9 protein-coding genes are annotated in these 13,245 nt (G+C 35.4%); 1 reads left to right on the top strand and 8 read right to left on the bottom strand.

Going from position 1 to position 13,245, the window contains the following annotated elements; all coding sequences use genetic code 11:
• Positions 1–26 precede the first annotated feature (26 nt).
• Genes L3X39_RS01370 through L3X39_RS01400 form a run of 7 tightly spaced genes read right to left on the bottom strand, consistent with a single transcriptional unit; the run spans position 27 to position 9,799 of the window.
• Positions 27–1,094, bottom strand: a complete 1,068-nt coding sequence (locus L3X39_RS01370; RefSeq protein WP_237229615.1) for a cytochrome c oxidase subunit II — start codon at positions 1,092–1,094, stop codon at positions 27–29.
• A 30-nt stretch (positions 1,095–1,124) separates the two neighbouring features.
• Positions 1,125–2,489 (bottom strand): quinol:cytochrome C oxidoreductase, encoded by a 1,365-nt coding sequence (locus L3X39_RS01375; protein ID WP_237229616.1) that lies wholly within the window; start codon positions 2,487–2,489, stop codon positions 1,125–1,127.
• A 13-nt stretch (positions 2,490–2,502) separates the two neighbouring features.
• Positions 2,503–3,054, bottom strand: coding sequence for a c-type cytochrome (locus L3X39_RS01380; RefSeq protein ID WP_237229617.1), 552 nt, complete (start codon positions 3,052–3,054; stop codon positions 2,503–2,505).
• Positions 3,055–3,063: 9 nt separating this feature from the next.
• Entirely contained in the window at positions 3,064–3,597 is a 534-nt protein-coding gene (locus tag L3X39_RS01385; RefSeq protein ID WP_237229619.1) for a DUF3341 domain-containing protein, read from the bottom strand.
• 9 nt (positions 3,598–3,606) lie between these two features.
• A complete protein-coding gene (locus L3X39_RS01390) occupies positions 3,607–5,337 on the bottom strand; it encodes a helix-hairpin-helix domain-containing protein (protein ID WP_237229621.1) in 1,731 nt (576 codons plus the stop codon).
• A 28-nt stretch (positions 5,338–5,365) separates the two neighbouring features.
• On the bottom strand, positions 5,366–8,470 hold the full coding sequence (locus L3X39_RS01395; protein WP_237229623.1) for a TAT-variant-translocated molybdopterin oxidoreductase: 3,105 nt from the start codon (positions 8,468–8,470) through the stop codon (positions 5,366–5,368).
• Positions 8,471–8,503: 33 nt separating this feature from the next.
• Positions 8,504–9,799 carry a c-type cytochrome gene (locus tag L3X39_RS01400; protein WP_237230628.1) on the bottom strand — a complete coding sequence of 432 codons (1,296 nt, stop codon included), beginning with the start codon at positions 9,797–9,799 and terminating at the stop codon, positions 8,504–8,506.
• A gap of 213 nt (positions 9,800–10,012) precedes the next feature.
• On the opposite strand from L3X39_RS01400, the gene L3X39_RS01405 reads away from it, so the two are divergent.
• Positions 10,013–10,402: an SPOR domain-containing protein gene (locus L3X39_RS01405; RefSeq protein WP_237229624.1), complete on the top strand. Its 390-nt coding sequence runs from the start codon at positions 10,013–10,015 to the stop codon at positions 10,400–10,402.
• 65 nt (positions 10,403–10,467) lie between these two features.
• On the opposite strand, the gene infB is transcribed toward L3X39_RS01405, so the two are convergent.
• Complete coding sequence (gene infB, locus L3X39_RS01410; protein WP_237229625.1) at positions 10,468–13,203, bottom strand: translation initiation factor IF-2; 2,736 nt, start codon at positions 13,201–13,203, stop codon at positions 10,468–10,470.
• Between the last annotated feature and the right edge of the window lie 42 nt (positions 13,204–13,245).

Consider the following 13,245-nt stretch of genomic DNA (forward strand, 5'->3'; position numbering starts at 1 on the left):
ATCTTATATCGTTTTTATCTTTTTAATTAGTTAATTAGAGAGTTCTTAAATTCCTTTTGCTCCTTCATCCAAGCATCGTATTCTTCCTGCGTTTCTACCACAATCTTCATTTGCATATTGTAGTGGGATTTTCCGCAAATTTTATTACACAGTAATAAGTAATCAAATTCGTAACGTTCTAAAGCCTCTTCACCTTTAGCTACTAATTTTTTACTATTCTCTACTCTAATTTCATTTATTCTGGTAACTTTTTCTTGCATTTGTGGCGTTTCACGCATTTCAGCAGTGGTAACTGTTGGTGTAAAACCAAATTGAGTAATCATACCAGGAACACAGTTCATCTGAGCTCTAAAGTGTGGCATATATGCCGAATGTAATACATCTTGCGAACGCATTTTAAATAATACTGGTCGTCCTACTGGCAAATGCAATTCTGTAGTAATAACATCATCTTGTGCATTAGGGTCAGATTCATCTAAACCTAAAATATTAGCTCTATCAATATCAATTAATCTAACATTTGCTTTTCCAAGGGTATTGTCTGCGCCACCGTATCTAGCTTTCCAGTTAAACTGTTGTGCATACAATTCTATTACTAAAGGATCATCACTTTCATCAACACCCATAATGTTAATCCATGTATTTAATCCGTAAATTATTAAACCCGCTAAAACTATTACTGGAATTATAGTCCAGATAGCTTCTAATTTATTATTATCTGCAAAGAATAGGGCCTTTTTACCTTTTTCTCCTTTGTATTTAAATGCAAAATAGTGTAACAAAAACTGCGTAACAGTTTGAACAAAAAAGATAATTACCATAGAGATAATCATCAAATTATCGATAGTTGGACCGTGTTCAGATGCCGAGTTAGACATTAATGGTAAATCGCCCCATTTAACAAAACACACAATTGTTATGATATAAATGAATGCTAAAAAGCCCATCATTAAATACCCATTAATTGTATTGTCTTTATCGGTGGCAACTCCAGTATTTTCACTTTTAGCCTGAGCTAAATCAAAAATCTTAACCATCTGCCAGATGGCAACTGAAATAAATACTAAAACTATAATTGTTAATAAAGCAGTCATTGTTATCGTTCGTCTTTATTTATATCTAAATTAATAATGAAACTCTTCACTTTCTTTTCTAAAAGGATATCCTTTAACAAGTAGAGGAGCTTTTGTTAAGGCCGTAAATACTACAAATATGAATAATCCCGCAAAAAGTAAAATAGAACTTATTTCAGGAATACCTATAAACCATCTATCACCTACAGTTGCTGGCATAATCATATTAAATACATCAATATAATGACCAAATAAAATTACTAAGCCCGTCATTACAACAAACCATGGAATACGTTTGTAATCAGCATTCATTAACATTAATATCGGGAATACAAAGTTTAACACTACCATACCAAGGAATGGTAATTTGTAATCGTTAAAACGAGACACAAAGTATGTTACTTCTTCTGGAATGTTTGAATACCAAATAAGCATGAATTGTGAGAACCATAAGTATGTCCAGAAAATACTAAATGCAAACATAAATTTCGCTACATCATGTAAGTGATTTTCATTAACAAACTCTAAGTAATTTCTCGATTTTAGGTAAATAGTGATTAATGCAATTACTGTAATACCGCTTACAAACATACTTGCAAACACATACCATCCAAATAACGTAGAAAACCAGTGAGGGTCTACACTCATAATCCAATCCCAGGACATCATAGATTCTGTATAAATAAAGAATACTAAAAACGCCGCTGAGATACGGAATGATTTCTTAAAGTTACTTTGGTCTTCTGCAGTATCTTGAGCAATTGAAAATTTTCGCGAAAAATGACGGTATAAACTCCATCCAGCTATAAAAACTAATCCGCGAATTACAAACCAAGGTAAATTTAAAAACCCTGACTTTCCTTTTATTAATTTATCGTGCTCAACAACTTCTGGATCCATCCAAATAAATAAATTGTAATGACCTATTGTTCCTGAAGCTACTGCAATTCCTAAAACTATTAAAGCCCCTGGTAATAAGTAAGATGTAATACCCTCCATAACCCTAAATAGTACAGGTGACCATCCTGCTTGTGATGCAATTTGAATAGCATAAAATGCTAACACCCCTAAAGCAATCATCATAAAAAAGAATGCTGCCACATAAAGCGCAGACCATGGTCTGTTGGCTATTTGATGCTGAACATGTTCAACGTGTTTTTTGTGTTCGTCAACTTCAGCATGCGCATCATCGCCATGAGTTGTGTTAACGTGAGCATCCTCTGCATGTGTATCATGACTAGGTGTAGCGTGAGCCGCTTCTTCACCGTGGCCACCACCATGAGACTCTTCTGCAAGTAAGGTTTCAACTTCTTCAAAAGATTTATGAGATGTCATAAAACCATAGCCTACTCCTAATAATCCTAAAACCATTAGAACGATAGAAAATGTCTTTAATTTATTTGAAAATGTGTACATATCTTATCTAATCTTACTTTTCTAAATCTGCTTTCAATTTTAACACGTATGCTACAACTTGCCAACGTTCTTCTTCATTTAACTGGTTAGCATAACTTCCCATAGCATTTTTACCATAATAAATCGTGTGATAAATACTCCCTTCATTAATGGCTCTTCCAGCATCATCATAACTTGGAATACCAAGAATTTTTTCACGCTTCACTAAGTTACCCTGTCCATCACCTTTATTTCCATGACAAATTCCACAATATATATCATATAACTCTTTACCTCTAGTAAAATCAACGAGAGTAGAATCTAATGAACTTACTAAAGTGGCTTTAGCTAAGTCGTATCCTTCCGTAGTATTATCAATATCAAAAGGTACATATCCTCTAGGGATAGATCCTTCGGCAGGTATTTGAGCCTCAACACCATCTTTAAATGCTGCTTCACCATAAGTTTCGTATCCTCCAGATTCATACATATTCGGCATGAATTGATAGTTTGGTGCGGTATCTTTTTTACATGATACCATCACTAAAACGACTGTTATTGCTAATATTTTTATTAAGCTTTTCATATAACTATATTAATGCGCTTCTTTATCAACTAAATTAATCTCTACGGCTCCTGTGTCCTTAAGCAACTTTTGCAACTCCTTTTCATTTCCGTGAACTGCAATTTCCATTAAAAAATGATCATCTGTAGTTCTAGGATCTGGGTTTTCAGCTTGCTTAAATGGCCACATTCTACTACGTAAATAAAATGTAATTACCATTAAATGTGCTGCAAAAAACACCGTAAGCTCAAACATAATAGGTACAAAGGCTGGCATGTTTTCCAAATAACTAAAACTTGGTTTTCCACCTATATTTTGTGGCCAATCTTCAATCATGATAAAATTCATCATCAAAATAGCAACTGTTAAACCAACTAAACCATACATAAATGCAGTAATAGCTATACGTGTAGGTTCTAATCCCATTGCTTTATCTAGCCCGTGAACCGGAAATGGTGTATATATTTCTTCAATGTGATGCTTTTCTGCCTTAACCTTTTTTACGGCAGACATTAATACATCATCATCGGTATAAATAGCGTGAATAACTTTTGAAGCTTCCATTGACTATATTTAGTTTATTAATTTTTTAGCTTGTCCAGACCAATCATCACGTTCTGCTCTTCCAGGGAAAGAACCTGTAATTTCATCTAACAAGTCATATTCTTTTTTGGTCATTTTACTAACCTGAAGGAATGTGTAAATACCAATACTATTAAGTACTTCCTCCATTTTAGGACCAACTCCACTTATTTTCTTTAAATCGTCTGGTGTTTGAGTAGTTGCATCAAAAGAACCAATACTGCCTAATAAACTACTTACTTTTCCCGATTTATCTTCCGTTGAGGTTTCTACAGCTTTAATAGTGGCTGCAACACCAGAAGATGTTCTAGCATCTACACCAGTACCTACTAAACTCTTACCAGCCTCTCTTAAGTTCTTATAACGTTCACCTGATGATTTCAAAATTGTTTTTACTTCGGCTTGTGCTATTACTGGGAATGTTCTTGAATACAATAAGAATAGTACAAAGAAGAATCCTATAGTTCCAATAAATATTCCTATATCAACAAATGTTGGAGAGAACATCGTCCATGATGATGGTAAGTAATCTCTGTGTAACGAGGTTACAATAATTACAAAACGCTCAAACCACATTCCTATGTTTACTACAATTGAGATGAAGAACGAAAACATAATACTTGTTCTTAATTTCTTAAACCACATGAATTGTGGAGAAAATACGTTACAAGTCATCATCGCCCAATATGCCCACCAGTAAGGTCCTGTTGCTCTATTTAAGAAAGCATATTGTTCGTATTCAACACCTGAGTACCATGCTATAAATAACTCGGTAATATATGCTACACCTACGATTGAACCTGTAATCATGATTACGATGTTCATTAATTCGATGTGTTGTACTGTAATATAGTCTTCAAGGTCACACACTTTTCTCATAATAATAAGAAGCGTGTTTACCATGGCAAATCCTGAGAATACCGCACCCGCAACGAAGTATGGCGGGAATATAGTTGTATGCCAACCAGGGATTACCGATGTTGCGAAGTCAAACGATACAATGGTGTGTACAGAAAGTACAAGTGGTGTTGCTAAACCTGCAAGTACCAAAGATACTTCTTCAAAACGTTGCCAATCTTTAGCACGACCAGACCATCCGAAACTTAGTAATGAATATATTTTCTTTTGAAAAGGTTTAACAGCTCTGTCACGAATCATTGCGAAATCTGGCAATAAGCCTGTCCACCAGAAAACTAATGATACCGATAAATATGTTGAGATTGCAAATACGTCCCAAAGTAAAGGCGAATTAAAGTTTACCCATAAAGAACCAAATTGATTTGGAATTGGTAACACCCAATACCCTAACCATGGGCGACCCATGTGAATAATTGGGAATAAACCTGCTTGAACTACCGAGAAAATCGTCATTGCTTCTGCAGAACGGTTAATGGCCATTCTCCATTTTTGACGGAATAATAAAAGTACAGCAGAAATCAGCGTTCCTGCGTGACCAATACCTACCCACCAAACGAAGTTTGTAATATCCCAAGCCCAACCTACGGTTTTATTTAAACCCCAAGTTCCAATACCCGTAGATATGGTATAAATAATACATCCAATTCCCCATAGAAAAGCCGCCAGTGAAATACCAAAAACTATCCACCATTGTTTATTTGCTTTTCCTTCTACAGGTTTAGCCACATCCACAGTAACGTCGTGGTATGATTTTTCGCCTGTAACTAAAGGTCTTCTAATAGGTGCTTCGTAATGAGACGCCATAATTATATAATTGATTCTTTAATTAGATTTATGCTTCAGTTGTATTTCTCACTTTTGTTTGGTACTGCACATTAGGCTTAGTACCAACGCTTTCTAATAAGTGATACATACGATTATCTTCTTTAAGTTTTGCAACTTTACTGTCTTTATCATTGATGTCTCCAAACGTCATAGCACCATTACTACAAGCTGCCGAACATGCTGTTTGGAATTCACCGTCTTTAATTTGACGTCCATCACGTTTTGCGTCAAGGATTGTTTTCTGTGTCATTTGAATACACATAGAACATTTTTCCATAACACCACGAGAACGTACAACTACATCTGGATTTAACACCATACGACCTAAATCATCATTCATATGGTAATCAAACTCGTCATTTCCATTATACAAGAACCAGTTGAAACGACGTACTTTATATGGGCAGTTGTTTGCACAATATCTGGTACCTACACAACGGTTGTAAGCCATATGGTTTTGACCTTGACGACCATGCGATGTTGCAGCTACTGGACAAACCGTTTCACAAGGTGCATGGTTACAGTGTTGACACATCACTGGTTGGAAAGCAACTTGAGGATTCTCAGATGCGTTTTCCATTTCACCAAATTCGCTTAACGAACTTCCTAAACCAGAAATATTTTCTTTCTTTTCATTATCACCCTCAAATGAAGTTTCAGAAGAGTAATATCTATCAATACGTAACCAGTGCATATCACGGCTACGACGTACTTCTGTTTTACCTACTACAGGTACATTATTTTCTGCATGACATGCAATTACACAAGCACCACACCCAGTACAAGCATTTAAATCGACCGATAAGTTGAAGTGATGCCCAATCGAGCGATCAAATTCATCCCATAAATCAACTTCAGGTGATGTAACCGGTGTTTCCACGTGGTTCAATGATACCACAGGAACTGCGTTCCAGTATTTTTTATCTTTAGTGTTAAATATCTCTAAAGTCGTTTCTTTAATAATATCTCCACGACCCATTAACGTATTATGCAATTGTACCGAAGCAAATTCATGCTCGCCAGCTGCAGGCTCAATAGTAACACTTTGCACATTATTGAAGCCTTGGTATAATGCATACGCATTAACCCCCGTTTGCATTTCTTCTTTTAAACCTAAAGTTCGTCCGTAACCAAATGATAAACCTACCGATCCTTTTGCTTGTCCTGGTTGAATCATTACTGGTACTTTTAGTGAAGTTCCATTAACCGTTACATTTGCATAACTACCATTTAAAGCACCATTAGCAACATGTGTATTGGTTAATCCAATTGCATCCGCGTCCGCTTTTGAAATAGTTAAATAGTTATCCCAAGAGGTTCTAGTGATTGGATCAGGAAACTCTTGTAACCATGGGTTATTAGCTTGCTGACCATCACCCATACCTACTTTAGTATAAAGTGTTAATTCTAATCCGTTAGATTGTGTAGAAGCAGCTAAGGTTCTTGCTGCATTTCCAGAAGGAACTTCGGCAGTATCTTCAGCATCAGCATCTGTGGTATCTTCAACTACAGTATCGATACTTCCAACATAAACACCATCATGTAAGGCTTTGTTAAAAGAACTTCCACCTAAAATAGTTGTTCCCCAAGCCTCTTTGATATAATCATGATACGACATATCATTTCCAGTCCACTTTAACAAAGCTTCTTGAAATTGTCTCGTATCAAATAAAGGACGGATTGTTGGCTGTGTTAAAGCATAATGTCCTTTTTTAAACTCTACATCACCCCAAGATTCTAAGTAATGAGGTGCCGCAGCAATATATTGAGTTTCTGAAGACGTTTCATCAACTTTCATCGAGAACGTTACAGAAAGTTCTGTTTTACTTAATCCTTCAACAAAATCAGCAGCATTTGGTAATGTATAAACAGGGTTTACACCACTCATAATAATAGCTCCAACTTTTCCAGCTTTCATATCAGCAACTAACTGAGCAACTGCTTGAACGTTACCTTGTCTCGTTTTTATTGGTGTTTTAGCATCAAATGCTTTACTTCCTAAAAACTCATTAATCTCTAAAGCAACTGTTTGAGCATTTACATCATTAATTCCCGTAACAACTACACCATTACTACCCGCTTTTCTAAGTTGAGAAGCAGCATTTGCAATAGCAGTTTCAACGCTTTCAGATAAACCATTTACAGTTACATTATTCCCTGTAACCAAACTGTATAATTTAGCTAAAGCTAGTTTTTGTTGTGAAGGGGTTAAAGGTACACGCTTATCAGCATTTGCACCTGTTAATGACATATTAGACTCGAATTGAATGTGACGAGACATTTTTCCATGATCAGGAACTCTGTTTTTTGAATACCCCGAATCAAATCCTCCACCTTGCCAATCACTCAAGAAATCGGCTCCAACAGAAACAATAGTCATTGCTTTTGAGAAATCGTAATTTGCTAAACCGCGTTCTCCATATTTAGCTTGGTAAGCGTCTAACGCTGCAGATTCTGAAACAGCATCGTATATAACGTGACGAACATTACCAAATTTATCTTTAAATTCTGAAATTAACTTGCTTGTTGATGGGCTAGCAAAAGTTTGTGTTAGTAACACAATATCCTTATTAGCAGCTGCAATGTTTGTTAATTTTTCAGTAGTTTCTGAATCAAAAGTGCTCCAAGAAATAGATTCGCCATCTTTTCTTTTAGGGCTTTGAACTCTTAAACTGTCATACAAGCCTAAAACAGAAGCGTTCACTCTGGCATTAGCACTACCATTTGTAGTTGCCATCGTGTTATTTTCAATTTTAATTGGACGACCTTCACGCGTTTTAACTAAAACACTAGCAAAATCGAATCCATCAGCAATTGTTGTTGCATAATAGTTAGCAACTCCAGGAATAATTTCTGTAGGTTGAACTACGTAAGGAATTGATTTTTTTACAGGACCTTCACAAGCAGCTAACGAAGCAGCAGCTGTACTAAATCCTACATATTTTAAGAAATCGCGTCGGGTTGTAGACGTAGCCTCTAATGTCTCTTTATCACCTAAAAATTCATCAGTAGGAATCTCTGCTACAAACTCGTTTTGTTTTAGCGTCTCAACAATAGAGCTATTCTCGTTTAGCTCTTCAACACTTTTCCAGTATTTCTTGTTTGATGACATATTATATAATTGAATTACTTCTTATTAAATTTATTAATAGTGACATTTACCACACTCTAAACCACCCATTTGAGCAGCTGTTAACTCATCTACACCATACTTTTTAGATAACTCTTCATGTATTTTAGTGTAATATGCATTATCTTTTACATCCACATTGGTAGTTCTATGACAATCTATACACCAACCCATAGTTAACGGCGCATGTTGATACATAACTTCCATTTCCTCAACAGGTCCGTGACATGTTTGACATTCAACACCAGCAACCGTAACGTGTTGTGAGTGGTTAAAATAAGCAAAGTCTGGTAAATTATGAATGCGAACCCATTTTACTGGTTGTGAATTACCTGTGTATTGTTGATCGGCATCACTCCATCCAGCAGCAGCGTATAGCTTTTGGATTTCACCATCATAAAACTCTTTAGAATATTCTGGACTTGTTTCTCCATTGTATTCGTAAATAGACTTATGACAGTTCATACATATGTTTAACGAAGGAATACCTGATGTTTTACTAACTCTAGCTGAAGAGTGACAGTATTTACAATCAATCCCGTTGTCGCCAGCATGTATTTTATGTGAAAAATGTATTGGTTGTACTGGTTGATATCCTTGGTCTACACCAATTTGAGATAAATACCCGTAAACATAATACGCACTTGCTAACAAAAAGAAAATAGCCACTACAATCATTAAAAATTGATTTTGCACAAACGCTTTCCAAAGTGGCGTTCCTTTTGTTTCTTCTGGTAATTCTATATTTTGAGCCGATGCAAAACGGCGTAATGTTTTGTTTACTAAATACAAACCAATAGCCAAGAGCATAAATAAAATAGCTAAAGCACCTAAAATAATTTCGTTTGAAATACCTGGCTCAACAGGTGCAACTGGACTCAAACTAGCGGTATCTCCACCACTTGGAGGAGTCGCTTTTTCTTCTGCAGTGTAAGCCAAAATATCGCAAATATCTTGATCTGATAATTGAGGCATTGGAGTCATGGCAGCACCACCATACTCGTTATAAATTTTATTGGCGTAAGCATCACCTGATTTAATAACACCTGCACTATTACGTATCCAAGCATAAATCCACGCTCTATCCAAGCCTTCATCATCAGCTAATCGTTGCTCAACATTACGTAGAGCTGGTCCTGTCATTTTTTTATCTAACTGATGACAAGCTGCACAATTGGCATTGAATAATGATTTCCCTTTTACTGGGTCACAATCTTCTTGAGCAGAAATTGAGGTTGTAAACGCTATTAATATAATTAAGCTGAAACGAAGAAGGTTATTGCTTAATTTACGGTGAATCACCTGTCTCATATTGTTGGTTAAATTAGCTTCTAAACTTTGGTATGATTTTTTCATTTAATAATAGAAAAAAAAACAGTTAAAAAATCTCTTGCAAAAGTAATACTTAAAGTCGATTTGAGAAATGTTAGAGAACTGTTAATTGATAATTTAGAGGGATTCTAAATAATAAAAAGAGCTATAATTTAGTTTATAACGTATACATTTGTATAAATTTAATTGAAAATGAAAGCATTGAATTTGAAAATCAGTTTTTTAAGTATTGTTTGTTTTGCAGTTTGCACTATATCTTCTTTTGCACAACAAGGGCAAGTAACCATTAATCATGATAAAAAAATTGATAATTTATTAGAAATTAAAAAAGAAATGAACAAGAATGATAATGATTCCGATCGTTATAAAATTCAAGTTTATTCAGGAAATCGTTCTGGAGCTCAAAACGCTCAAACGGATTTTAGTAATTCTTTCGGAGATTGGCGTCCTGTGATGCAATATGAAACACCAAACTTTAAAATTTGGGTTGGTAATTTTAGAACACGTTTAGAAGCTGACAGAGCTTTAGAACGTATTAAAAAGAAATTTCCAAGTGCCTTTATTTTCAAGCCAAAAAAGTAACAAATACCATATTTACATAAATAAAAAAGCGACCTAAACTGGTCGCTTTTTTTTATCAAACTGATTTATTTCAATTTCTTTTTTACCTCAACTTCATGGAAGGCTTCAATAATATCGCCCTCTTTAATGTCGTTATAGTTTTTAATTTGCATACCACAATCGTAGCCTTTACTTACTTCTTTAACATCATCTTTAAATCGTTTTAGCGAAGCTAACTCACCAGTATAAACCACTACACCATCTCTAATTAAACGAACCCCAGAACTTCTAAGGATTTTTCCATTGGTAACCATACATCCTGCAATGGTTCCAATTTTTGAAACTTTAAAGATTTCTCTAATTTCGGCAGTACCTGTAATCTCTTCTTTAAGTTCAGGAGACAACATACCTTCCATTGCATCTTTAAGATCGTTTATGGCGTCATAAATAATAGAATACGTTCTAATATCTATTTCTTCTTTATCTGCAATCATTCTTGCATTTCCAACTGGACGAACATTAAATCCAATGATAATAGCATCCGATGCTGTAGCTAATAATACATCACTTTCAGTTATCGCTCCGACACCTTTATGAATAATATTAACATGGATTTCTTCGGTTGATAATTTTTGGAATGAATCCGTTAAGGCCTCAACTGAACCGTCCACATCACCTTTAAGGATAATGTTCAATTCTTGGAAATCGCCAAGTGCGATACGACGACCAATTTCATCTAGTGTAATATGGCGTTGTGTTCTAACGGATTGCTCACGTTGTAATTGCGCACGTTTAGCCGCAATTTGTTTTGCTTCACGCTCGTCTTCAAATACATTAAATTTGTCACCTGCCTGTGGCGCACCATCTAATCCTAAAATAGATACCGGTGTTGATGGACCTGCTTGTTTAACGTCATGTCCACGCTCATCATGCATAGCCTTAACTTTACCACTATGCTGTCCTGCAAGTACATAATCACCAACTTTAAGGGTTCCTGCTTGTACTAATATAGTAGAAACATACCCACGCCCTTTATCTAAAAAGGCTTCAACAACCGTTCCGACTGCAGGTTTATTTGGGTTTGCTTTAAGCTCCAAAAGTTCTGCTTCAAGTAAAACTTTTTCAAGCAGTTCTTTAACTCCTGTACCAAATTTAGCTGAAATATCATGAGATTGAATTTTTCCTCCCCAATCTTCAACTAGTAAATTCATTTGCGCTAATCCGTCTTTTATTTTTTCAGGATTTGCATCTGGTTTATCTATTTTATTAATCGCAAAAACTATAGGAACACCAGCAGCTTGAGCATGCGAAATAGCCTCCTTAGTTTGTGGCATGATATCATCATCTGCAGCAGCAACAATAATAGCAATATCGGTTACTTGTGCTCCACGTGCACGCATTGCGGTAAACGCCTCGTGACCTGGTGTATCTAAAAATGCTATTTTTTGTCCGTTATCTAAAGTTACTCCATAAGCACCTATGTGTTGTGTAATTCCACCAGACTCTCCAGCAATAACATTTTCTTCACGTATATAATCTAATAAAGATGTTTTACCATGATCTACGTGTCCCATTACCGTAACAATTGGGGCGCGTGGTTTTAAATCTTCTGGTTGGTCTTCAACTTCTTCAAAAGATTCTTTAATATCTGCCGTTACAAACTCTACTTGATATCCAAATTCTTCAGCTACAATAGATAATGTTTCAGCATCTAAACGTTGATTCATGGTTACCATCATACCTAACGACATACAAGCCGAAATAATTTCAGTAACACTTACATCCATCATCGTAGCAACTTCACTTGCCGTAACAAACTCAGTTACTTTAAGTATTTTACTTTCAGCTGCCTCTATTTGTTGATCAATTTCAGATTGTTCTCTGTGCTGATCTCTTTTATCTCTTCTATATTTAGCGCCTTTTCCTTTACTAGACTTCCCTTGAAGTTTTTCGAGTGTTTCACGAACTTGTTTTTTTACATCCTCTTCGCTAGGTTCTTCTTTAATAACGTTTCTACGACCTTGACCTGGTTTCCCTTTAAATCTATCATTTCTGTTGCCTGAATCTCTATTTCCGTCTTGTGGAGCTCCAGCTTTACTGATACGTCGGCGCTTTTTCTTATTTGTAGAAGAAGCACTTTTATCAGCATCTTTTGAATCTGATTTCTTTTCGTCTTTCTTCTTTTTAGGTTTTTTAAATTGCGTTAAATCAATTTTATCGCCTGCAATTTTTGGTCCGCTTAATTTTTTATATTGAGTTTCTACTTTTTCATCAGGAGTTACCAACTCTCCATCAATAAGTATTTGTTTTTTCTCTGAATCCGTTTTAGCTGATTCTTTTGGCTTTTCAACCTCTTTTGTAGAGTCCTTTTTTACTTCTGGTTTAGCCTCTTCTTTCTTCGCTTCAACAGGCGTTTCTTTTGGTGTTGAAACTGCAACATTATCAGTCTTTTTTTGTCCCAAATCAATTTTTCCAACTTGCTTTGGTCCTGTTAATGTTTTTGATGCTTTAACAACCTCTTCTTTCTGTTGCGCTTTTTCTATGGCTTCTTGAGCTTTTTGCTTTTCTTCTAATTCTTGCTCACGTTTTATACGTAAATCTTCCTTTTCTTTAAGCTTAGCTTCATTTACTTTTTGCGACTTCATCTTTTTGTTCGCATCCGTTTCAAACTCATCAGAAAGGATATGGTAAGTCTCTTCCGAAATTTTGGTAGTTGGACGCTTCTCTATCTCAATACCTTTAGAATCCAAAAATTCTACGGCACGGTCTAGAGAGATGTTAAGCTCGCGTAATACTTTATTTAATCTAATTGTTTCAGCCATAAATTGCCTTTAAAATACTCAAATATATATATTATACCAATT

Source organism: Flaviramulus multivorans (assembly GCF_021728415.1).
Classification (GTDB): domain Bacteria; phylum Bacteroidota; class Bacteroidia; order Flavobacteriales; family Flavobacteriaceae; genus Sabulilitoribacter; species Sabulilitoribacter multivorans.

Excerpts from the sequence above, each read along its gene's own strand:
- L3X39_RS01370 (WP_237229615.1), bottom strand. The coding sequence starts at position 1,094 with ATGACTGCTTTATTAACAATTATAGTTTTAGTATTTATTTCAGTTGCC.
- L3X39_RS01375 (WP_237229616.1), bottom strand. The coding sequence starts at position 2,489 with ATGTACACATTTTCAAATAAATTAAAGACATTTTCTATCGTTCTAATG.
- L3X39_RS01380 (WP_237229617.1), bottom strand. The coding sequence starts at position 3,054 with ATGAAAAGCTTAATAAAAATATTAGCAATAACAGTCGTTTTAGTGATG.
- L3X39_RS01385 (WP_237229619.1), bottom strand. The coding sequence starts at position 3,597 with ATGGAAGCTTCAAAAGTTATTCACGCTATTTATACCGATGATGATGTA.
- L3X39_RS01390 (WP_237229621.1), bottom strand. The coding sequence starts at position 5,337 with ATGGCGTCTCATTACGAAGCACCTATTAGAAGACCTTTAGTTACAGGC.
- L3X39_RS01395 (WP_237229623.1), bottom strand. The coding sequence starts at position 8,470 with ATGTCATCAAACAAGAAATACTGGAAAAGTGTTGAAGAGCTAAACGAG.
- L3X39_RS01400 (WP_237230628.1), bottom strand. The coding sequence starts at position 9,799 with ATGAGACAGGTGATTCACCGTAAATTAAGCAATAACCTTCTTCGTTTC.
- L3X39_RS01405 (WP_237229624.1), top strand. The coding sequence starts at position 10,013 with ATGAAAGCATTGAATTTGAAAATCAGTTTTTTAAGTATTGTTTGTTTT.
- infB (WP_237229625.1), bottom strand. The coding sequence starts at position 13,203 with ATGGCTGAAACAATTAGATTAAATAAAGTATTACGCGAGCTTAACATC.